The 22,123-nt window shown below is 66.1% G+C and carries 20 protein-coding genes; 7 read left to right on the plus strand and 13 right to left on the minus strand.

Annotated features, from left to right (window positions below; translation table 11 throughout):
- Position 1: 1 nt before the first annotated feature.
- Together ACIA75_RS18395 and ACIA75_RS18400 are read right to left on the minus strand one after the other, a co-directional pair.
- Positions 2-1,303 (minus strand): MFS transporter, encoded by a 1,302-nt coding sequence (locus ACIA75_RS18395; RefSeq protein WP_397105248.1) that lies wholly within the window; start codon positions 1,301-1,303, stop codon positions 2-4.
- Between the two features lie 32 nt (positions 1,304-1,335).
- Positions 1,336-2,058 (minus strand): SDR family NAD(P)-dependent oxidoreductase, encoded by a 723-nt coding sequence (locus ACIA75_RS18400; protein ID WP_397105251.1) that lies wholly within the window; start codon positions 2,056-2,058, stop codon positions 1,336-1,338.
- A 368-nt stretch (positions 2,059-2,426) separates the two neighbouring features.
- Here ACIA75_RS18400 and ACIA75_RS18405 point away from each other — a divergent pair, with 368 nt between their 5' ends.
- The gene (locus ACIA75_RS18405; RefSeq protein WP_397105253.1) at positions 2,427-2,774 is read left to right on the plus strand and encodes a transposase; all 348 of its coding nucleotides are present in this window, start codon (positions 2,427-2,429) and stop codon (positions 2,772-2,774) included.
- Between the two features lie 546 nt (positions 2,775-3,320).
- Here ACIA75_RS18405 and ACIA75_RS18410 read toward each other — a convergent pair.
- Together ACIA75_RS18410 and ACIA75_RS18415 are read right to left on the minus strand one after the other, a co-directional pair.
- Positions 3,321-3,989: an MspA family porin gene (locus ACIA75_RS18410; protein ID WP_397105254.1), complete on the minus strand. Its 669-nt coding sequence runs from the start codon at positions 3,987-3,989 to the stop codon at positions 3,321-3,323.
- A gap of 58 nt (positions 3,990-4,047) precedes the next feature.
- A complete protein-coding gene (locus tag ACIA75_RS18415) occupies positions 4,048-4,722 on the minus strand; it encodes an MspA family porin (RefSeq protein WP_397105255.1) in 675 nt (224 codons plus the stop codon).
- A 293-nt stretch (positions 4,723-5,015) separates the two neighbouring features.
- On the opposite strand from ACIA75_RS18415, the gene ACIA75_RS18420 reads away from it, so the two are divergent.
- Positions 5,016-6,518 (plus strand): PucR family transcriptional regulator, encoded by a 1,503-nt coding sequence (locus ACIA75_RS18420; RefSeq protein WP_397105257.1) that lies wholly within the window; start codon positions 5,016-5,018, stop codon positions 6,516-6,518.
- 715 nt (positions 6,519-7,233) lie between these two features.
- A complete protein-coding gene (locus ACIA75_RS18425) occupies positions 7,234-8,130 on the plus strand; it encodes a dihydrodipicolinate synthase family protein (RefSeq protein ID WP_397105259.1) in 897 nt (298 codons plus the stop codon).
- 264 nt (positions 8,131-8,394) lie between these two features.
- Here ACIA75_RS18425 and ACIA75_RS18430 read toward each other — a convergent pair whose 3' ends face one another.
- The 5 genes from ACIA75_RS18430 to gabT all read right to left on the minus strand — a co-directional run bounded on the left by ACIA75_RS18430 (position 8,395) and on the right by gabT (position 13,617).
- Positions 8,395-9,246 (minus strand): HpcH/HpaI aldolase/citrate lyase family protein, encoded by an 852-nt coding sequence (locus ACIA75_RS18430; protein ID WP_397105413.1) that lies wholly within the window; start codon positions 9,244-9,246, stop codon positions 8,395-8,397.
- A gap of 171 nt (positions 9,247-9,417) precedes the next feature.
- The gene (locus ACIA75_RS18435; RefSeq protein ID WP_397105261.1) at positions 9,418-10,887 is read right to left on the minus strand and encodes an NAD-dependent succinate-semialdehyde dehydrogenase; all 1,470 of its coding nucleotides are present in this window, start codon (positions 10,885-10,887) and stop codon (positions 9,418-9,420) included.
- A complete protein-coding gene (locus tag ACIA75_RS18440; RefSeq protein ID WP_397105263.1) occupies positions 10,884-11,048 on the minus strand; it encodes a hypothetical protein in 165 nt (54 codons plus the stop codon). Before ACIA75_RS18440 ends, ACIA75_RS18435 begins: the two co-directional genes overlap by 4 nt.
- Positions 11,045-12,298 (minus strand): Glu/Leu/Phe/Val dehydrogenase, encoded by a 1,254-nt coding sequence (locus tag ACIA75_RS18445; RefSeq protein WP_397105265.1) that lies wholly within the window; start codon positions 12,296-12,298, stop codon positions 11,045-11,047. The genes ACIA75_RS18440 and ACIA75_RS18445 overlap by 4 nt, the downstream gene beginning before the upstream one ends.
- Complete coding sequence (gabT, locus tag ACIA75_RS18450) at positions 12,295-13,617, minus strand: 4-aminobutyrate--2-oxoglutarate transaminase (RefSeq protein ID WP_397105415.1); 1,323 nt, start codon at positions 13,615-13,617, stop codon at positions 12,295-12,297. Before gabT ends, ACIA75_RS18445 begins: the two co-directional genes overlap by 4 nt.
- A gap of 72 nt (positions 13,618-13,689) precedes the next feature.
- Between gabT and ACIA75_RS18455 the strand changes: the two genes are divergently transcribed.
- Positions 13,690-14,592, plus strand: a complete 903-nt coding sequence (locus ACIA75_RS18455) for a LysR family transcriptional regulator (RefSeq protein WP_397105267.1) — start codon at positions 13,690-13,692, stop codon at positions 14,590-14,592.
- A 5-nt stretch (positions 14,593-14,597) separates the two neighbouring features.
- On the opposite strand, the gene ACIA75_RS18460 is transcribed toward ACIA75_RS18455, so the two are convergent.
- From ACIA75_RS18460 to ACIA75_RS18475, 4 genes are all read right to left on the minus strand, one after another.
- On the minus strand, positions 14,598-15,605 hold the full coding sequence (locus tag ACIA75_RS18460) for an NAD-binding protein (RefSeq protein WP_397105269.1): 1,008 nt from the start codon (positions 15,603-15,605) through the stop codon (positions 14,598-14,600).
- Complete coding sequence (locus tag ACIA75_RS18465) at positions 15,506-15,928, minus strand: hypothetical protein (protein WP_397105271.1); 423 nt, start codon at positions 15,926-15,928, stop codon at positions 15,506-15,508. The genes ACIA75_RS18460 and ACIA75_RS18465 overlap by 100 nt, the downstream gene beginning before the upstream one ends.
- 429 nt (positions 15,929-16,357) lie before the next feature.
- Positions 16,358-18,079 (minus strand): hypothetical protein, encoded by a 1,722-nt coding sequence (locus tag ACIA75_RS18470; RefSeq protein ID WP_397105273.1) that lies wholly within the window; start codon positions 18,077-18,079, stop codon positions 16,358-16,360.
- A gap of 226 nt (positions 18,080-18,305) precedes the next feature.
- Positions 18,306-19,202, minus strand: a complete 897-nt coding sequence (locus ACIA75_RS18475; protein WP_397105275.1) for a LysR family transcriptional regulator — start codon at positions 19,200-19,202, stop codon at positions 18,306-18,308.
- A 210-nt stretch (positions 19,203-19,412) separates the two neighbouring features.
- On the opposite strand from ACIA75_RS18475, the gene ACIA75_RS18480 reads away from it, so the two are divergent.
- From ACIA75_RS18480 to ACIA75_RS18490, 3 genes are read left to right on the plus strand one after another with little or no spacing between them, the layout of a single operon-like run.
- The gene (locus ACIA75_RS18480) at positions 19,413-20,291 is read left to right on the plus strand and encodes a carbon-nitrogen hydrolase family protein (RefSeq protein WP_397105277.1); all 879 of its coding nucleotides are present in this window, start codon (positions 19,413-19,415) and stop codon (positions 20,289-20,291) included.
- Positions 20,292-20,314: 23 nt separating this feature from the next.
- Positions 20,315-21,691, plus strand: a complete 1,377-nt coding sequence (locus ACIA75_RS18485) for an APC family permease (RefSeq protein WP_397105279.1) — start codon at positions 20,315-20,317, stop codon at positions 21,689-21,691.
- Between the two features lie 25 nt (positions 21,692-21,716).
- On the plus strand, positions 21,717-21,980 hold the full coding sequence (locus tag ACIA75_RS18490) for a transposase (protein WP_397105281.1): 264 nt from the start codon (positions 21,717-21,719) through the stop codon (positions 21,978-21,980).
- Positions 21,981-22,123: the final 143 nt, after the last annotated feature.

The raw sequence follows: 22,123 nt of genomic DNA on the forward strand, positions 1-22,123 counted from the left end.
CTCATTTCAGTTCGATTCGGTAGGTTTCCGGCATCGAGCACACCGTGACGAAGGTGATGACTGCCGCAGCTGTGGGGAGTGCGGCGACAACCAGTGCGTTGCCCGTGACGCCGATAAGTGCGGTAGCGATGAATCCCGCCGTGCCGCCGAAGGCCATGACGGAGAAGTTGTAGCCGATGCCCAGTGCCGAGTACCGGACGTTGGTGGGGAACAGTTCGGCGAGCGCGGCGGGGCCGGGACCGGAGAAAGCAGCGAGGACGAGCGCGATCAGCACCTGACCGAAGTACGCACCCGCGACGCTTCCGGTCTGGAACAGCCACATGACCGGAAAGCTGAGGAGCACGAACCCGCCGGAACCGATGAGCAGCAGCGGTTTTCGCCCGACCCGGTCGGAGAGGACGCCGAAACCGAAGATCGTGACCGTCAGCACAACGAGTCCCACGATGTTCGACGCCTCGACCGTGCTCGAATCCAAGCCGACCTGCGTGCGCAGATGGGTCGGCAGGTAGGTGAGGAAGAAAAAGTAGGCCACCGTCCAGCTCACGGTGAAGAAGAAGCCGCGTGCCATCGCGATCTTCTGGGTGCGGAAAGCCAGTCGAAGCGGGCTGTCGCTCGTGGTGCCCGCCGCCTCCTGCGACTGGTAGGCGGGCGTGTCCTCGAGGCCGAACCGCAGCAGCAGCGCGACGAACGCGGTCACGGCGCCGATCAGGAACGGCACCCGCCAGCCGAAGTCGAGCATGCCCTCCTCGCTCCAGAACAATGAGTTCAGGGCGACGACGGCAGTGGCGACCAGGAAGCCCGCCGCGGTGCTGACCTGGTTGAGGCTGCCGTAGCGGCCCCGCGACCGCGGGGCGGCGTATTCCACGAGCATGGCGGCGGACCCTGCCCACTCGCCGGCGACGGCGAACCCCTGGAGCAGTCGCAGCACCACCAGCAGCACGGGCGCGGCGACGCCGATCGTCTGATAGCCCGGTAGCAGTCCGATGAGGACAGTCGCCGTGCCCATGAGGACAACGCTGGCGAGAAGTGCGGGCCGCCGGCCCAGTTTGTCGCCGATGTGGCCGAACACGACGGTTCCGAGTGGCCGGGCGAGGAAGCCGACTGCGAATACCGCGAATGTGGACAGCAGGGTCGAAGTGGAGCCGCCCACGAAGAAATGGGCGCTCAGGTACACGGTCGAGTATGCGTAGACGAGGTTGTCGTACTGCTCGAGCAGGTTTCCGACACTGCCGGCGATGACCGCGCGGAGCTTGAGCCCGGGGCGGATGCCGGTTGCCGCAGGTCTGGTGTGTTGTGCCGTCATGGGATTCGCTTTTCGGGAGGGGCTGGTGGGGTTCAGGAAGCGGCCAGGTAGCCGCCGTCGACGGGCAGCAGGACACCGGTGACGAATGAGGACTCGGGACCGGAGAGGAACGCGAGTGCGTTCGCCAGCTCGTCCATCTCGCCTGGTCGCGACATCGGTGCGCCGGAGACCCGCGCGTCCAGTGCCGCCGACGGGAGCTGGTCGAGTAGGGGAGTGCGGAACACCCCGGGTAGCACCGCGTTCACGCGGATCCCGCGCGGTGCCAGTTCCACCGCAGCGATCTTGGTCAGCTGGTGCACCGCGGCCTTGCTCATCTGGTAGGCCACCGACGAGGGAATGGTCTCCGCGCCGATGGGTGGGGTCGTGACCCCGTAGATCGAGCCGACGTTGATCACCGCGCCGCGTGTGTGCGCGAGGTCGTCGGCAAAGGTTTTGATGCCCCGCCAGGGACCGAAGGCGTTCACGGCGAGCACGCGGGTGAAGTCCTCGTCGGTGGTGGTGAGCAGGTCCGCCCGAGCGCTGATTCCGGCGTTGTTCACCAGCAGGTCCACCGGCCCGAACCGCTCGTGTATCAGATCCCGCAGCCGGCCCCACGACGCGGGATCCGCCACGTCGAGATGCAGCTGGTCGTCGGTTTCGGTGCCGTAGTCGATGTCGACGCGCACCACGGTCGCGCCGAGCCCCGCCAGCCGGTCGGCGAACACGGCACCGATGCCTCCGGCCGCGCCGGTCACCACTGCGATCTTGCTGTTCACTGCGACTCCTCGTTCGTCTTGGTCGGCGACGGTGTCGAGAACAGTAGGGTCGGCCCAGCAGGTCGGACATCGGTCGTTCGACCGATGCGGAAGACCTGCCTACGAACACCCGCACATGGAGCTCGAAGTGGCGGGCGACTGGATTCTGCCCGCCGGAGGCGTACTCGGCGGTCTGGCCGTCGCAGCGATACCAATTGGGGTCCGGGCTGGTGAGCTCGCGTATTCAACTGTCGACTGATCTGTACGCCGCGGTTCCTGATCAGGGTTAGCTACCTGTAACGTCCCGCCGGAGACCGAGCGGTGAATGATGTGTGGTCGTGACGCGTAGGCATGAGCTGACCGAGAATCAGTGACGCACGATCGAGCCGTTGTTGCCGGTCTCGAGGGGGAAACGGCGTCCGCGGGTCGATAACCGGCGAGTGATCAACGCGATGCTCTACAAGGCCAAGACCGGGGTGGCATGGCGGGATCTGCCCGAACGGTACGGGCAGTGGAATACGGTCTACAACCGGTTTCTGGCGGTAGTTCCGCAACGGGACCTTGGCGATGCTGTCGCGAATGTGCGAGTCGTCGCGGAAGCGGTCGATGAACTCGACTGGGAGGTGTCGGTGGATTCCTCGTTGGCGAGGGTTCATCAGCACGCTGCGGGTGCTCGGACACGGGTGGTTCAGACAGGGGGACAACCGATCCGGGTGCAGGCACAGCGAACCAGTTGATCACATCATCGCACGCTCGCGTGGTGGTCCGACTACGAAAATCCATCTGGCGTGTGATGGCCGCGGTCGGCCGTTGACAATCGTGCTGACTGCGGGCAACGTTCAACGACTGCACTATGTCCACCCAGGTGATGGCCGGGATCTGGATGCCGAAACCTGGTGGAGGCCAATTCTGGAAGCGACCACGGCGAGGGCTGGCCGACAAAGGGAATTCGCCTCGTTCGATCCGCGCTCATCTGCGCAGTCGTGGGATTGCCGCGACGATCCCTGAACGCGTCGATCAGCAGGCAAGACCTACTCCGTGGCTCCACGTGCCGGAGTCCGGAGATGTCGACATCGACGCTGTGACGATTGGAGAGTGACCGCCCTGAATGGCCTGTGTCTCAGCCCTGTTCGAGGCTGGTCTTCACTGCGGTGCCGACGACCGTGCCTGACCGGTCCTTCAGCTGTCCAGCGAAGCTGAGCTGTACTGAGCCATGGTCGTAACCGGCCGGACCGACCAATCGGCCGGCCGGTTACGCTGCCGAAGCGCGGCGGTAATTCGAATCAGCCGAGGCTGAAGGGCTGGCCCCACAAGGTTATCCAGGTGGTCACGCTATCGGTGATCACCTCGACGGAGACGAAGGCGCGGGCCTGGGCGTAGCCACCGCAGCCGCTGAGGCCGATGGTTTCGTCGGACCAGGTCACCGATCCGGTGCTGCGAGAGAGCCAGTTGTAGGTCTTGTGTGACTCGTTGCCGTAGCCGTCGGGCCGCTCGAGGTCGAGAACGTAGAACGACTGCGCCTGGCCCGGGCCGAGGGAGAGGGACCCTCCGGAACTTGCGCTCGGGCTGACAGAGCCCTCGGTGTCGACGCTGGCGGCGGCGCCGCCATTGACGCCGCCGCCGGCGATGTTCGCCTGGCATCCGACGGTGTAGCCAGGGAAGATGCCGGCGCTGGCTCCTGTGTCGGCACCGGACAGTTCGATCTGCGCGGACCCGGAGACCCAAGCGTTGCGGTGCACCGGGGTGGCGCCCATGGACGAGCTTATAGTGGCCGACTCACCGGCCAGGCGGACGGTCACTACGGTGCCGTCGGACAGCGTCTTGACGATTTCGCCGCCCGGCAGTGGAACGAAGGTGTCAGCGTGGGCGGCGCCGGTGGAGAGCAGGCCCACGGCGATGGTAGCGGCGGCACCAGCGCCGGCCAGCCGTGCGAGATTCTTACCTGTGATCATGTCTTGCCTCTTGGGTGTTGTGTTCACATCACTGGGAACTGCCGACAAAAGCGGGTAATCAGCCGATGCTGAACGGCTGGCCGTACAGGGTGGTCTTGGAGTAGTGGTCACCGATGATCTCGACGACGGTGTAGGCGCGTGCCTGGGCGTAACCGGCGCAACCCTGGATCGCGATCTCGGCGTCCTGGTACTCCACCGAGTATTTGCCCGGTTCGGTGATGTCTTTGAAATCGATCTGGACGAACTTCACCTCGCCCGGACCCAAGTTCACCCCGACAGAACCGCCGACGTTCCCGCCGCTCATGTCGACACCCACCGACAGTCCTGCCGAGATGGCGTCATCACCGATGGCGACCTGGCAGCCCACGATGTATCCGGTGTTCAGTTGCGAGGCGCCATGGGTGGAGGAGTTGTTGGTGCCATCGGCTCCCGTCGGCCCGTTGTGCGGACCGACCTCCCCTTCCGGGGTGGCGGTGACGTCGGCTGTCGCATTGCCGGAAACCCACACGACGCGGCCCGCGCCATTGGCTGCGAGCGACGGAGAGATCAGAGCGCTCTCACTGGTTCGGGTGATGGTGACACCCGGGCCGAGCTTCTGGTCATCGGGCAGAGGTACAAAGGTGTCGGCATTGGCGGCACCGGTCGACAACAGGCCGACGGCAACCATTACGGCAGCGCCCGCGCCGGCACGAGCAGCGGCGGAACGAATCGCAGGATGTTGGGTCGCTTTCATATTTCCTCATCGCATTCTTTGCTGCAGCAGCGCATGGCAAACTGATCTGAGCCGAATTCCGCATGAGTGCTCACACGCGGCGACAGGCAGAGTTAGCGCAAGGGGCAGCCCGAGACAACGACGTGAGTTGGGGTGACTCGTCCACGTCGCGACGGTTGGGTGAAAGGGTGGGTAGTTGTTCACCGGTACTTTTCGAAACCGGTGCATCGAGTTTCCCTGTGAGCAATTCAGGGTGCCAGTGGCCGTACTGGACAACTTCGATGCATTATGGGCCAAGATGGCACAATCGAGTGGTGCCGATCACTGTTCGACAGCTTTGCAGCCTCCGAGACTTTCAGTTGATCCTCCGTGCCGGCGAGGACAATGACGATCGGGAACTCAGCTGGGCGCATGTATCGGAACTCGAGGATCCGACCGCGTTTCTCGCAGGTGGTGAACTGCTGCTCACGACAGGCCTGTCGTTACCCGACGACCCAGGGGAGATCGGACGACGCGTCAGGCGGCTGGTGGAGGAAGGTGTTGCTGCGGTCGGATTCGGCACTGGTCTCGGGCACGACACCATCCCGGACGCATATGTCCGAGCGGCCGAGCACGAGCAGCTACCGCTGCTCGAAGTACCGCTCGACGTTCCCTTCATCCATGTCGAGAAGGCCGTCGCGCAAGCGCTATCCTCCGATGATCACGCTCGACTGCAGCAGAGTTATCGCGACCAGCGCCGTTTGATCCACGCGACGTTGGTCGGTGAGGGCAGTGCGGCGCTGATTCGACGCACCTCTCAGCTCATTGGAGGACGAATCGCCCTCCTCGATGTCTCGGGTCAAATCATCGACGCGTCGCATCCAGGAGCGCGTCGCGCCGTCGAACAGACTGCTGCCGCACGCACCGCACGTCCCCGCGAGGTCGTCTTTGCCGCTGAAGGCGGCGAAGACTTCATCTCTCGGCCGCTCGCCGCCGCCGACGGCGATGTCCTCGGCCATCTGGTCGCGAGCCGCGAGGGGGTCGTCGGTTCGCTCGACCACGGTGTCATCACGGTGGCTGCAGCACTGCTCACCTCCCATATGCGCCGCGGCGACGAGGCCTGGCGGGCGCTTTCGGGAGCTCGTGGCGCCGTATTGCGGCTGATTCTCGATGGTGAAGTCGCGCCGGTTACCGAACTGGCCGCGGAGTTGTGGGGCGGCCTACCCACGCCGCCGGTTGTCGTCATCTGTGCACAGGGGGAGCCTGCAGCCACCCGTGCGGGCGCGCGTGCACTCCAACGATGTCAGCGAGGATCTGCCGCGTTCGCGCTGCTCGATGACGACCTATGCGTCGTCGCCGGTGCAGAAGCACTCGACATGCTGGTGCACCGGTTGAGTACAGTCCCTGACCTGCACGTCGGAATCTCTACGTCGGGGGGTTGGGACCAGATCGAGCGCGCGAGACGCGAGAGTCACCAGGCTGTCCGGGCGACGACTGCGCGCGGCAAGCCGATCTTCTTTACGGAAATCGGCGCGATGGGGTTGGTGGCATGCCTCGATCACGAGCTGGCTCGAGCGCACGCGGAGTCGCGGCTGGCTGCACTGATCGATGCCAAGAGTCGTGATCCACACTTGCTGCGTGAAACCTTGCAGGTATGGCTGGCCAACAATGGCGCCATCGATCCCGCGGCGACAGCACTGGGTGTCCACCGGCATACACTGCGCCGGAGGCTGGATCGGATCGGAAAACTGCTCGGCGTGGATCTCGACTCGCCCACCACACGAGCGGAGTTGTGGCTCGAACTCGAGCTGCTTGGTGGCGGCTCCGGGCGGCGGTAGAGGCCCGCTCGCCCTGGCTCGTGCAGGGGGTGCAGCACCCGGCCTGCCCCGGCCAGGAGGTCCCTTCGGCAGCAACCTCTTTCAGGAGCGGGCGGAACCTTTTCCGGTATCTGAGCCTGGGACAGATAGGCGGGCCGCGCGGCGCAGAGCCTCGTTCTCCTGCTCGGGCAACCGGATCCGGCGGCGAGGATCGCGCAACTCGGCGGACTCGCTACAGGTGGTTGCGGGCCTGTTCCCGTCATCGATGGCCGTAAGTGCGAATTCTGACATCACTTATCGGTGAATTTTGGCGTTACTCGGGGCCGATCCGGGGGAGGCCTATCCGTGAATTTCGGCGTCACCCCGGTCGGAGTGTCCGGACGCTGGGCGTGTCAGAAGTGCTCGGTGGGGAGGTCGTGGGCCGGGATCTCGAGGCTGTTGATCAGGGTGGCGAATTACGGAGGTACTGACACGCCCATTCGACCGAGACCCACCCTGATCGACCGCTCCATCACCCTCGTGGGACGCGCGGTATGGGGGCCGGGAACATCTGGGAGAAAAGTCACGGTAGCCCAAATGGGCCATGCGTTTTGACCGGTCGACTGGTGGTGGGTCGACTCGGGTCTCGGCGCGGGGCAGGTCGTCGGACCATGATGGTGGACATGGGCCGCATATAGTCGGACCGGTTCGTCCGGTCGCCGTCTCGACCGCACTGCGCGAAAGGGACCCCTCTGCCATGTTCACCGGCCTCAGCGCCTTCCCGCTCACCCCAACCAGCGAGTCCGGCATCGACGAACACGCCTACGCCCAGCTCGTCGGCTACCTCGCCCAGGCCGGGGTGGACTCCATCGGAGCACTCGGCTCCACCGGCGGCTACGCCTACCTCTCCCGCAACCAGCGTGCCCAGGCGGCGCGGATCGCCGTAGACGTCGCTGACGGGACACCGGTTATGGTCGGGATCGGCGCGCTGCGTACCTCCCAGATCCTCGCGCTTGCCGAGGATGCGCAGGCAGCGGGCGCGGCGGCCGTGCTGCTGGCACCGATGACCTACCAGCCCCTCACCGACGACGAAGTCTTCGACCTGTACGAGGCCGTCTCCCAGGAGCTGTCCGTGCCGCTGTGCGTCTACGACAACCCCGGCACCACCCACATCCACTTCACCGACGAACTCCACGCCCGCATCGCTCAACTGCCACAGGTCGCCTCCATCAAGATCCCGCCCCCGCCCGGCGACCCGGCCGCCGCCGAGCAGCGTGTCCAGGCACTACGGGCACGGGTCCCGGAGGCGGTGACCATCGGGATCAGCGGCGACTGGGCGGCGGCCACCGGACTGAACGCCGGATGCGATGTGTGGTACTCGGTCCTCGGCGGGCTGTTCCCCGAAACAGCGCTCGCCCTCACCCGCGCAGCACGCAACGGAGATGCCGGACGCGCCACGGCCCTGTCCGACCGTCTCGAACCATTGTGGGAACTGTTCCGCCGACACGGCAGCCTGCGCGTGATGTCCGCTGCCGCCTCCCACCTGCAACGCACGGCCGAGGTGAACCTGCCCCTGCCGCTGCGTGGCCTCGCCCCCGAGGCCCGCCGCGGACTCATCACTGTTCTCGAAGACCTGGGCCTGGGCGGGGCGTGAGCTCAAACAACATCGCGCCGTGGCGGCCAGGTTCGACAAATTCGCTGTCCGGCACCTCGCCGCACTGGACATCGCCACCATCAATCTATGGCTCTGTAGCAGTTGAGGGCTGGCTCACGCCCGCCCTCAACTGCTGCTCGACTTCGAGATACTGCTCAGACTTCTGCCGGCGTCGGTTTCGAGGGGCTACAGCGAAGGGGTATCGGCTCCAGTTGTTCGGTGGGCCGCACAAAGCTCGACTACCTCGACGTGTGCACGGGTCGGTCAGGGTGAAAATGTCTGGCTGAGGTCGACGATCTTGCGTGCACGGGCAAGTCGGGGCATGTCACTGCCGTCTTCGACTCCGGAACCATCGGGACCCAGTCGCTCCAATACTTCTTGCGCCCAGATGATCTCGTTGCGTGACGGAGCGAGGTTCTGGTTGACGACAGCTACCTGGTCGACGTGCATGCAGAGTTTTCCGGTCATGCCCATGTGGACTGTCGATTGTGCGGCCTCGGCGAGGGCGTCCTGGGCACGGTCCAGCGACGGTCCGTCGATCGGTCCCGGTAATCCCGCGATACGACTCGCAATGGTCAGCCTGCTGCGGGGGTATGCCATCGCGATGGCGAGGTCGGCGACGCCGGTGTCGCGGCGGTAGTCTCCGCTGCCGAATGCCAGCCGGAAGGTGCTCGCGGCGTCGGCGATCTCGATGGCGGTCTCGATTCCACGAGCGGACTCGAGCAAGGCGATGATCTTCGTGCCCGCTGCCAACTGAGCAGCAGTCGCTTCGACCTGCGCCGGGTTCTCAGTTTTTGCGAGCACCACTCCGTCGATCCCGGGTAGAGACGCCAGCAGTCTCACGTCCTCATCCCAGTAGGCGCTGGTCACATCGTTGATGCGCACCCAGGTCCGGTTGCCGGCTTCCACCCAGCGCGCGACCGCTTCGCGTGCCGCCGGCTTCGCGGCGGGCACGACAGCGTCCTCGAGATCGAGCACTACTGCGTCGGCTTCCGAGGCGGCGGCCTCGGCGAACAACTCCGGTTTGCTTGCGGGTACGAGCAGCCATGACCTGGCGTTGGCCGGTGGCGGCCGCCACCGCCTTTTGCCGGGGGGCGGGACGTTGGTCACGTCAATCGTCACGATGCGCCTTTCGCTGCGCTGATGGACTGCCGGGCACGAGGAAGCACGGTTCACAATTTTTGCGGCTGGGACATGATGCTGGAGGCCGGGCTCGAGGTGGCGCCCGGCCTTTGCGCACACGACTGGCACACACCCCGCGAGTACGCGGAGCGGGTTTATACCGTGTCAGCGAGGGTTTGCTATTCCGACGTAGGTGGTCTCGAGGTATTCCTCGATTCCTTCGCGTCCGCCTTCTCGCCCCAGACCGGACTGCTTGACTCCGCCGAACGGAGCTGCGGGGTTGGAGATGACACCGGCGTTGATTCCCAGCATTCCGGTCTCCAATTGCTCTGTGAGACGGAGCATGCGCGACAGATCGTTCGTATAGGCGTATGCCGCGAGTCCATAGGGGGTGGCGTTAGCCAGAGCGATAGCTTGTTCCTCGGTGCGGAACGTGGCGATCGGCGCGACCGGCCCGAAGATTTCTTCGTTCAGGATGCGCGCCCCCACGGGTACGTTCGTGAGCACGGTCGGCGGGTAGAACCAGCCCGGCCCGGGCAGGGGTGCTCCACCTGCGATCGCGGTCGCGCCTGAACGAAGCGCTTCCTCGACGAGCCCGTGCACTTTCGAGCGGCTGGTTTCGTCGATAAGAGGCCCGATTTCGATACCGTCCCCGGTGCCCCGACCAATCCGCTTCGCGGTGAACCGCTCGGCGAGTTTCGCAACGAAAGACTCGGCGATGTCTTCGTGAACGTAGAACCGGTTGGCAGCGGTGCACGCTTGACCGATATTTCGAAGTTTCGCTGCGAGAGCACCTTCGATCGCGGAATCGAGGTCGGCGTCTTCGAAGACCAGAAACGGTGCGTTTCCGCCGAGCTCCATCGAGGTGCGCAGAACAGTGGGTGCGGCCTGCGCAAGCAGCTTCTGACCGACTGCGGTCGAGCCGGTGAACGAGAGCTTCCGCAAACGCGGGTCGGCGATCACAGGGGCGACAGTGGTTGCGGCTGTTGATGTCGGGATGACGTTGACCACCCCTGCCGGGACGCCCGCCTCGATCATGATCTCGGCAAGTAGGAGCGTGGTCAGTGGCGTCAGGGGTGCCGGCTTGATGATGGAGGTGCATCCGGCGGCGATGGCGGGTGCGAGCTTGCGGGTGGCCATGGCCAGCGGGAAGTTCCACGGAGTGATCAACAAACATGGCCCGACAGGTTTCTTGGTGACGAGGAGACGGGCGTTGCCGTCAGGAGCGGGCGTGTATCGGCCCTCGGCGCGAACGGCTTCCTCGCTGAACCAACGGAAGAATTCAGCCCCATAATTCACTTCTGCACGGGCTTCAGCCAGCGTTTTGCCCATTTCCAGGGTTATCAACAGGGCAAAGTCATCGGCGTTGGCACGGACGAGTTCGAACGCACGACGCAAAATATCGGACCGATCGCGAGGCGCGGTCGCAGCCCAGGACGCTTGCGCGCCGGCCGCCGCGTCCATTGCCGCGCGGGCGTCGACCGCCGACGCATCGGCGACCGTCGTCAATTCAGCGCCTGTGGCGGGGTCGTCGACGGCGAATTTCAGACCGGACGCGCTGTCCTGCCACGCGCCGTTGATCAGAAGTCGGGTCGGGATTGATCCGAGCAGTCGTTGCTCGGTAGAACTGGTCACGATTGGTCTGCTTCCTCGAACAGGATGATCTGACGGATAGCGGATCCGTCCGCAAGGTGGTCCAGCGCCGAGTTGATATCAGTGGCCTCGGCGGGGCCGCCATCGGGGATACGGCCCACGGTCACTCCGGTTGCGGGGTCTTCGACAATGAACTCGCTCATGGATACAGCCCTCTCGTCTGATGAGCCTGGGCCACCCTTTCGACGGCCAGGCAGGTCGCGGCGGTGCGCAGGGTGATCCCGTGGGCGGCGGCGTGAGTCCGGACGTCGTGCCAGGCACGCCGCATCCGCTCCGCGAGCCTGGCCTCGACCTCCGCTTCGCTCCACCAGTAGGCCTGGTTGGCCTGCACCCACTCGAAGTACGAGACGATCACCCCGCCGGCGTTGGCGAGGATGTCGGGCACGACCATACAGCCGGCGTCGGTGAGCACCCGGTCTGCGTCGGGTGTGGTGGGCCCGTTCGCCCCTTCGACGATCACCCGTGCCCGCACGCGTGGCGCGTTGTCGGCCCGCAACACGCCTTCCACCGCAGCAGGGACGAGCACATCGACATCCAGTTCCAGCAACGCCGCACCGTCGATGGGTTCGGCGCCCGCGAACCCGACCACGGTCCCGGAAGTGTCCACATGCGACTCCAATGCGGCAACATCCAGCCCGCCGGGCGCGTACACGGCGCCATGCTGGTCACTCGCCGCGAGCAAGCCCACCCCGGACTCGGCCAGGAAACGCGCGGTGCCGCGACCCACCTTGCCGAACCCCTGCACGGCGGCGGTCGTCTGCTGCGCCTCCATCCCGAGGTACTCCAATGCGGCGAGAATGTTGTGTACCACACCGCGCGAGGTCGCCGAGGCACGGCCGAGCGAACCGCCGAGGCTGACCGGCTTGCCGGTGACGGCGCCGAGCACGGTGTGCCCCTGCGCAACCGAGACAGTGTCCATCATCCACGCCATCGTCTGCTCGTCCGTGCCGATATCAGGGGCCGGAATGTCGCGGTCGGGACCGAGCAGTGGGCTGATCTCACTGGTGTAGCGGCGAGTCACCCGCTCCAGCTCCGCCGTCGAGTAGCGGTGCGGATCGATTCGCACGCCTCCCTTGGCGCCGCCGTAGGGCACGTCGACGAGCGCGCATTTCCACGTCATCCACATCGCCAGGGCGCGGACCTCGTCCAGATCGACGTCCGGGCTGAACCGCACACCCCCTTTGGCGGGGCCACGCGAGAAGTTGTGCTGCACCCGGTGTCCCGTGAGCAGCTCCACCGACCCGTCGTCGCGGCGCAACGGCACGCTGACGGTGATCGCGCGTCGGGGTGTGGCGAGCAAGTCGTAGGTGCCCTGGTCGTAGCCGAGCAGTTTCACCGCATCGGCCAACTGCTCGCGCGCCCCGTCCAACGGGCCGACGGCCGGCGCGCTCATGAGTTCAGGCCGGCGCGGAAGGCGTCGGCCAGCATGTCGAGACCGTCGTGCAGCAGCTCATCGCTGATGGTCAGCGGGGGCAGTAGGCGCAGCACGTTGCCGTAGGTGCCGCAGGTCAGCACGATCACGCCCCGCGTGCGGGCGCCGGCCGATACCACTCGGGCGAGTTCGGCGTCGGGTTCGCCGGTGCCGGGGTGAACGAGTTCGAGCGCGATCATCGCGCCGCGGCCGCGCACGTCACCGATCCGCTTGTCCGCCTCTTGCAGGCGGATCAGCCGGCCGGTCACCAGCCGTTCGATCTGCCGGGCCCGGTCGAGCAACCCGTCGGCCTCGATCGTCTCGATCACCGCCAGCGCGGCGGCGCACGCGATCGGGTTTCCGCCATAGGTCCCGCCCAAGCCGCCGGCGTGCACCGCATCCATGATCTCGGCGCGGCCCGTGACGGCCGACAGTGGCAGACCGCCGGCGATCCCCTTCGCGGTGACCACCAGATCCGGCACCACATTTTCGTGCTCGCTGGCGAACCACTGCCCGGTACGGCCGAATCCGCTCTGCACCTCGTCGGCGACGAACACGACGCCGTTGGCTCGGCACCAGGCGGCGATCGCGGGCAGAAACCCGTGCGCGGGCACAATGAATCCGCCCTCACCCTGGATCGGCTCGATCACCACGGCGGCAGGGGTGCCGACCTGCTTCTCGATCACCTCGATCGCGCGGCGCGCCGCGGCCGCCCCGTCCAACCCGTCCCGGAACGGATACGACAACGGCGCGCGGTAGACCTCCGGTGCGAACGGACCGAATCCGTGCTTGTACGGCAACGACTTCGCGGTCAACGCCATCGTCAGGTTCGTCCGGCCGTGGTAGGCATGGTCGAAGGCCACCACCGCCTGCCGCCCGGTGAACGCGCGAGCGATCTTGACCGCGTTCTCCACCGCTTCCGCCCCGGAGTTCACCAGCACCGACCGCTTCTCGTGTGAGCCGGGGGTCAGCCGGGCGAGCTGCTCGGCAACCGCGACATAGCTCTCGTACGGCGTCACCATGAAACAGGTATGGGTGAACGCCTCGGCCTGCTCACGGACCGCCTCGATCACACGGGGGGCGCTCGCGCCCACCGTGGTCACCGCAATGCCGGAGCCGAAGTCGATCAGCACGTTGCCATCGACATCCTCGACCACCCCGCCTCCGGCACGCGTCGCGAACACGGGCATGGTCGTGCCCACCCCGCTTGCCACCGTGGCTGTCTTGCGAGCCATCAGCGCACGCGAGCGCGGGCCGGGAATCTCAGTTGCCAGGTGTCGCGCCTGGCGCAGGTCGGTCATCGTCGTCATGAGCCTATCGTCGGCGTCTGGGCCCATGCGGTCCAATGCCTATCTTCTTCCAAATGCATGCCGATGAGGCATACTGCCCGGGTGGAGCTACGCACCCTCCGGTACTTTGTCGCCGTCGCTGAACATGGCTCTGTCAGCGCCGCCGCTGAGGTCGTTCGCGTGACTCAGCCCGCGCTGTCGCGGCAGGTGCGGCAACTCGAACGCGAGCTCAAACTTGCCCTGTTCGCCCGTGGTGGCGGCCGGCTCGAACTCACTGCCGCGGGCCGTCAGTTCCTTCCGGTCGCCCGTGGGGTGCTGCGCCACGCCGACGACGCTCGGGCCGCCGCGGAGGACTTCGCCGCCGGCCGCCTCGTGCGCCTGACCATCGCCGCCCCCGTCACGACGCTCAATGATGTGATCGCGCCCTTCCTGGCCACGCTTGGACCGCACGACCCGCTTCCGACAGTGGTCGAGACCACTGATGCCGAGGCGTTGCGCCGCGGCGCCGATCTCGCCATCGTCACGCGTATTCCCGAGTCCTCCTGGCGACAGCGTTTGCTGGCCGTCCTGCCACTGTGGGCCTACGTGCCGCCCAGCCACAGATGGCACCGGCACGAGTCGATCAGCCTCCCGGACCTGCTCGGGGAGCGGCTTATAGTGCTCGACCCGGCACTACGGCCACGGCAAATCCTGGACGAGGCGCTGGAGGCCAACGGTCTGGGCGCGCCCGAGATCATCGAATGTGGCAACGCCCAAGTCGCGCAGGCACTGGCCGCGGCGGACCGCGGTACGGCGATCGTCTCGGACGACCCCCGATTCGGCTTGCACCCCCTCCACATCACCAGCGCCCATGGACCCTTGCGGATCACCCTCTACGCCGCCTGGGATCCCGCGCACCATGCCACGACGGCACTCGCTGACATCGCCGACCGGCTCCGCACTTTCTGCGGACAGCGGTATGGAACCGATGTCCTGCCACCTAGCTGAACGGACTACTTCGAGACCGGAGTCCCGTCGCATTCGCACCGCACCAGGGCGGCACACGCCGAATCGAGCGCAGGGTAAGCGAGCAGGTCGTGATCACTGGCGTACACCGTTTGCCAGGGCTGTCCGGTGATACTGAGTGTGACCGCGGCGGTCGTCAGTGCGGTCACGTCACGAACTTCGCCGATGTGGAACAGTGACCGGGTCTCGGCGATGACCTCGTTCTCGCCGGCGCGCAGCACGATCCGAAGGTCGGGGGCGACCGAGAGGGCAGTGATGGCGACTGCGACGTTATCCAGCTCATCAGCGCCCATAGCGGCGAGTGCGCGGGCACGGTGCAGGGAAAGCGTGCGCAGAATGTTGCGGTCGTCGGCGTGCGCGATCAAAACCGGTACGTTGGCCTCGCGGGCAAGCCGCAGATTCGTCGCGCGGGGATTTCGTTCGACCGCGACGACGGGGATCCGCAGTCTGCGCAGGTTCGTACAGAGACGAAGTCCGACCTGTCCCAATCCGACTACGACCACATGGTCCCGGGTGGGCAGCGTGCGCCGGCCTATGAGGCTGACACTGCGAGGCGGGCGGAGCCGGTTGACGACTCCGGCGGTGAACAACGCCGTGGTGCCAATGGTCAGCAGCATCGTGGCGGTGGCGAACGCGAGGTACCAGGCTGGCGCGTCGGCATCGGCATCGGCGGGTCCCACCGTCGCCACGATGCGGGCGGCCGCATAAAGGGCCTGGCCAGGTGAGTGGTGTAGAGCGGTCATCGCGATGAGCCAGTCGGTGCCCAGTGCCAGCAGCAGCCCAGCCAGTCCCGCCAGGAGAATTGTGCTGGTGGTGTCGTGTGGCCTGGCTTGGCTGGCCAGGGCGTTCCGGAGCGATCCGAGCCGGGAATGTATTGGCCTCCAAGGTGTCCTGGTCACTCCGCCCGGCGCCCGGGTGAGCACGAACGGGCCGTTCGCGTCCAGATCGACGGCGAGGACGTCGTCGCCAACACACGCACCGATGATCGACGGCACGGCGATATCCGCAGGCGAGGTGACGCGGCAATTGGGTACGGCGCGGACGAGTTGCCGGCGACCGTGCGATCGAACAGCGTGACGATCAGCGGTACCTCCGGCAGGAGATGCTCCACGAACAATGCGTAACGCAGGGCGGTGACGTCACCGCGGACCACGATGGCCACTGCGGTGACACCGGCGGAAATTGCGGCACGGATATCTGTTTCGGTGGGCTGGAGCAGGTGGATCACGCGTTGCTCGTGTGCCCTGAGCGCGGCGCAGGTGCCGCGCGCGATCTCCAGCGAACCGATGACCAGGGTCGTACCGCCGTCTGGCTTCATGCGTTCATCATCGAGTCCGGCAACCATGCCGTCCAATGCCGATTCCCTCCATACCCGATGCCTGGCGGGCATAGCCGTCGAGCGATCTGTGTCAGAACGTCCCGCTCTCCACCACCGGCGTTGCGCCGACGATCAGGTCCACGCCGGACTGGCCAGAAAGACGCTGTCAGTTAAGTCGGGTGCGTCATCGCTTGGTCGGGCCTGCCGGCGACGTACCCAGGCACGCACGCTCCTGCCTGTCGGTTGTAGTACCCGACGGGCCGGAGCGTGAGCGCGCGAAGGAGTCTGAATACCCGTTCCTCAGCGACTTGTCGGCCGGCTGGAGTCTCCTATCGAAGCTGGAAGAGTTCGGTAGGACACAACACCCCGGCCAACGGTCATTGTCAGGGGAAGCGCATCCGAGGCCGCTAAGGGTGCGTAGGGTGCGGTCTACCTCGCAGGAACTGCCGCGCCGGACATGGCCGCCAGCTTGTCGGCCTCGGCGACGGCGGCGCTCCAACTGAACTCGTTGTTGTCGCTGAAGTAGTAGTAGGTGGCGCCGTTCGGCATCATCGCGATCGTGATGCCGCCGTACCCCGACATGAAAGGCACATAGAAGGGGCTGGTGTAGGCGGGGTTGTCGGCGGAGGTGAACTCCCGGCCCCAGAAGCCGTTCTGGTACTTCATCGGCTTGGCGCCGGTGGTGGTCATGCCCCGGGCGGCCGGGTCGCGTTGCATGGTGGCCGTGAGTAGTCCCGGGTCGAGTATCTGCGTGCCGTTGACGGCGCCGTGGTCGTTGTTGAGGAACTTGGCGAACCGGGCGACGGAGTCCTGCGTCCAGAACATGCCGTACCCACCGAAGGGTGCTCCGCCGGGGCCGTTGTCGGTGCGGGAGGAGACGAGCGAGTCGGGCCCGACTCCGACGGGTTCGAGCACGTCGTCCCGGAGCATGTCGAAGATGTCGGCGTCCGAACCGGCCTTGTCCTGCAGGTAGTTGTTCATCGCGCGGGTGGCGAGGAAAGTGTCCGAGGTGTGGTAGACCCACCGGCTGCCGGGGCTGGCCTTACGCGGGAAGGACAGGGCGAGTCGCATCTTGTCGGTGTAGGGCTCGGCTGCGAAGAAGTCCGCCATGGTGGGGCCCGATTCGTCGGTCTCGTAGCCGGGCGAGACGTAGTTTCCGGTGGCCATGTCGAGAGTGTGGTCGAGGGTGACGCCGCTCCAGGCGGTGTTGCCGGCGGTCTCGGGGATTCGGTCGGCGAGCGACTCCTGGGCCACGGCAGGGCTGTAGCGCTTCGCCAGACGTAGCATGGCTGTTCCCGCGAACGCCGATTTCGCGGTCGAGTACGAAGGCAACAGCATCTGGCCGCAGAACGGGTACTCCCCTTGGCGGGTCAGGCAGTTGCCCGCATAATGCACTCCGCCGAAGTAGAAGCCGAAGGTGCTCAGCGCGGCCGGCGTGATCCCGGTGCTGAACTTCGTAACGTCCACCCCACTGTCCGGGTAGTCGGTGGCCAGGGCCGAGACGGGCTTGGTCGGGAGCCGGTCCCCGACCTCGGAGGCGTACGCGTTGCGCAGGTTTTCGGCGCCGTCGACGGCGCCGGGCCGGTAGTCGGCCGGTACTTGGCCCCACATGTCGAACTGGAAGTATTCGCAGGTCTCCGTGGTGATCTGGTAGCGGACTTCGGAGACCGATGTGGCGTCGAAGAGGAAAGTCAGGGCGCCGTTGTGCACGCAGTTCGCGTTGCGCTCGACGAGAGCGAACGGCAGTGCGGCGCGGGTGCGGTCGCCGTCGCCGTCCTCGTTCCACGCGCGGCCGGGGCCCACCGCCAGGTTCCACGCCTGGCTCCTCGTGTACTGCAGCCCGCGCTTTGCCGGGACGAGGTGGCTGCCGTTCTGCACGAGGGCGATGTCGACCGGTGGCAGGTGCCGGGTGGGTGTCGTATCTCCGTATCCGGCCGGGTCTTTCAGTACACGGAAACCGCCGGTGGTGGAGAGACTGGTGAGGGTGAGGGTGCCTTCGAAACTGTGGGTGGGTGGTGCTGCCTGGGCGGGCAGCGCGAAGGCGCCGTCAGGCACCGTGTCCGTGGCAGCGCCCTGGGTGAGTTGGCCGGCGGTGAGTTCGGTCCGGTTCACCGCACCGCTTCCGGTGAGCGGATCGCCTGGTACGGGCACGACTTCAGTGGGCGATGCGATCGTCGGTGGTGAGAAGGTGCACAGCGCCGCGAGTGCGACGGTAATGACGATGGCACGGCTCGGCCGTCGGGGATAGAAGGGTCTTGGCACGGTGCGTGTCCTCTCGGGCCAGCAGATACGGGTATCGCGCATCCTGGGGCCCGCCGGGCTCGCCGTCCAATGCCTGTCCGGTCTGAACCTGCTGCCCGCGAGGTATACGTCCAGCTCACCCGTGGGCGGTGACCTGGGGCCCGTACTGCTCGACGCAGAAGCGCGACAGCCCCGTGGCGAAGGTCTCGATGCTGCGCAGCGCATAGTGGCTGGGGTCCCACGCGGCGTGCAGATGGATCTGCAGCGGCTCGCCCGCGCTATCGAGGATCAGCAGCGGGTGCAGGTCGAAGCGGGGATCGTCGGAGACCACCGCAATTCCATGGCCCGACGCCGCCATGGCCTGGGCGACGTGCGGGGTGTCGCATTCCAGCACGATGTCGTACGAGGCGTCCGCGTCCTGCACGGCATGGTCCAGGATGCGCCGGGTGCCGTGCGCCGGGGTGAGGACGATCAGGGGCGCCGCGGCGAGTTCCGCGATCGTGACGCTGTCCCGGTCAGCCCAGGCGTGGTCGGCCCGTACATAGGCCCACAGCGGTAGACGCGCGACATGCAGCCCGGCCAAACGGCGCCTCGGAGGCGCCGAGGAAATGGCTACGTCGGCGCCCCTGCCCAGGGCCTGGTACGCACGAGCGGGGCTCTCCGCCTGCACCGTGACGAGCGGATCCTCCGGTCCCCAGGTGGCCAGGAACGGGGCGATCACATCCGTGATGGTGGTGGGCGGCGCCGCCACGGTGATCCGCATGGCGCGACCGGAAACAAGTGCTCCGACGGCGGCCTCGGCGGCGTCTGCTCGGACGACCAGATCTCGGGCCAACGGAAGGAAGCGCCGACCGGCGGCGGTCAGGATCAGTTGTTTGCCACCGCGGTCGAAGAGCGTCATGCCCATCGACGCCTCCAAGCCGCGCAGTTGGCGCGACAGCGAGGGCTGGGCGACGCGGACCTCCTCGGCGGCCTTGGTGATCGAACCGGTCTCCACGATGGTCAGGAAGTAGCGCAGCACCCGTAATTCCATGGTATGGCCTCTCGAAAGACGGGGGAGGTATGACCGCTCGCATGCCTCAAAGGCATGCAAGTCAGCCCTATGAAGTATTTGCAATTATATGTGACGCGGCCCACGCTTGTTCTCACGTTCGACCCCGCCGCTCGGCACACGCCCCGGCGCATCAACCTTCATCAACTGCTCCCGCCAGAGCCCTACTTTCGATTGGCTGGTGTTTCTCGCATGGCCCGCCCCCTGCCCCTGATCCTTGCCCAGGCGCCCGGCCGCCCGGTCGACGACCTCGCAGGCTTCACCTCCGACGTGGAGCGGCGCGTGAAGCTGCGCGCACCAGGCGCCCTCGTCGTCTACCCAGAACTACACCTCGGCGAGAGCGCCCCCGGCGTTACGGCTGCGCCGAAGACGGCCGCCGAGCCGCTCGACGGCAAACGGGACGCTGTCCTCTCCGACCTCGCGGGCGACCTGGGCATCTGGCTTGTACCCGGCAGTGTCTACGAACGCGGCGCCGACGGTCGCGTCTACAACACGACACCCGTCTACTCGCCCAAGGGCGAGCGCCTCGCCGCGTACCGCAAGATCTGCCCGTGGCGCCCCTATGAGACGATCGCATCCGGCAACCGGTTCGAGGTCGTCACCCTCGATGGGGTCGGCTGTATCGGACTGTCCATCTGCTACGACACCTGGTTCCCGGAGATCTCCCGCCATCTGGCCTGGATGGGCGCAGAGTTGATCGTCAACGTGGTCCGCACCCCTACGAGCGACCGCGCGCAGGAAGTCGTCCTGAGCCGCGCGAATGCCATCACCAACCAGGTCTTCGTCGCCAGCGTCAACTCCGCCGCCCCGTCCGGGATCGGCCGTAGCCTCGTCGTCGATCCACAGGGCACGGTGCGCGCGGAAACCGTCGATGCCGGCGACTCCACTCTCACCGACGTGATCGACCTCGACGAGGTCAGCAACGTCCGCCACTACGGCACCGCGGGCCTCAACCGCGTCTGGGAACAGTTCCGCCCTGGTGACGCGCCCCTCGAACTCCCGCTGTACGGGGGCCGTATCGACCCCGCCACCTGGAACGCCGCCCGTACCACCGAGGAGCCAGCACGATGAACAGCGAGACAACTGGGAACTCCATGAGACTGAAAGGCGACCTGAGCCTCTTCTCCGTCGTCCTGTTCGGCCTGGCCTATATCTCCCCCGGTATCGTTGTCACGATCTTCGGCGTGGTCGCCGCTACCAGCGGCGGCGTGGCCCCGACGGCGTTCGCCGTCGCCACCCTCGCGATGCTGCTCACCGGGCTGAGTTACGCGAAGATGGCGCACGTCGTGCCCGGTGCAGGGTCGGTCTACACCTACGCCCGCAAGATGCTCGACAGCCGCATCGGTTTCCTGTCCGGCTGGGCGATGCTGCTCGATTACTTCTTCATTCCGATGGTCGGCTGGCTGATTACGGCGATCTACTTCAACGCCCAATTCCCTGACATACCCAAATGGTTCTGGCTGATCGTTTCGGTGGGCATCACCACCGCCATCAACGTCTTCGGCATGAAGCTCGCGGACCGCGTCAACAAGGTCCTGATGTTCATCGCTCTGGGGTCGCTGGTCCTCTTCGCCACCCTGTGTGTCGTCTTCCTCGGAAAGCACGGCTCCTCCGCCCCCGCCACGGACGCTCTGTGGAACTCCGGCACTTCGATCGGCGCGGTCACTGCGGCCGCCGCCATCGCCGCGTACTCCTTCCTCGGCTTCGATGCCGTCTCCACGCTGGGCGAGGAGGCCAAGGGCGGGGCGAGGACGATCGGCAGAGGCATCATCGGGTGCGTCATCGCCGCCGGCGCGATCTTCATCGTGCTGTCCTTCGTGATGCAACTCGTCCATCCGGGCGCGTTGTTCGCCGACGTCGACGCGGCCGCCTACCACCTGAAGGTCCAAGTCGGCGGCGAGATGTACGCCGAGATCATCAACTTCGTCACCATCGCCGGATCCATCGCCTCCTGTATCGCCCTGCAGGCGTCCGCCGCCCGCCTCATGTACGTCATGGGACGTGACGGCGTACTGCCCAAGGCCGTATTCGGCAGGCTGTCGGCGAAGACCGGCACCCCGGTCGGCAACCTGGTGTTGACCGCGGCCGCCGGTGTCATCGCCATGAAACTCGACCTGACGACAGCGACCTCGTTCATCAACTTCGGCGCTTTCCTCGGCTTCGCCGTGGTGAACGTCTGCGTGATCGCCCACCTGGTCCGACAGCGCAGGCACGGCCGCACCCCCAACCTCTTCGCCTATCTGGTGATGCCGGTCATCGGCGGCGCCGTCTCCGTGTACCTGCTCACGAGGCTCGATGACGTCGCGCTCCAGATCGGCGGCGTATGGTTGGCGGTCGGCGTTGTCTATCTGGCTGTTCTGACCAAGGGCTTCCGCCGGCCCGCACCGGAGATGGCTTTCGACGACGACCCCGCGGCCCCGGAGATGGCTTTCGACGACGACACCGCTGCCACGGACAAAGCCACCGCCTAGAGTCTGCGTCGAAGAAGCAGGTGGGGTGGCACCGCTCAGCGGCGCCACCCAACCTGACCTTTTCGCGAAAGATGTTGTCCGCGTCGGCAAATTGGACAAGGTCTCCGGCAAGTCGGTTGAACGACCAACTAAAACCGAAGACCTCATGGCCAGCGTATCGGTGGCGGGGCGCGCGAATCTGACCAATGCGCAATGGGCGCGGTTACAGCTGCTGCTGTCCCGTCACAAGAAAGCGGGACGTCCGCCCGCGTGGACGAAACGACAGATCATCGACGGAATTCGGTGGTGAACCCTGTGTCGGTTGCCCGTGGCGGGACATTCCACCGCAATACGGGTCCTAGGCCGCGTTTCATAAGCCCGTGAGTTGAGGGGCGGAACCCGTTGTCCGGGTTGAGAAGTTGGAGATATGGCGAGGTCTCCGGTAGTTGGTTG

This window comes from Nocardia sp. NPDC051750, from assembly GCF_044453135.1.
In the GTDB taxonomy this organism is placed as follows: Bacteria; Actinomycetota; Actinomycetes; order Mycobacteriales; family Mycobacteriaceae; genus Nocardia.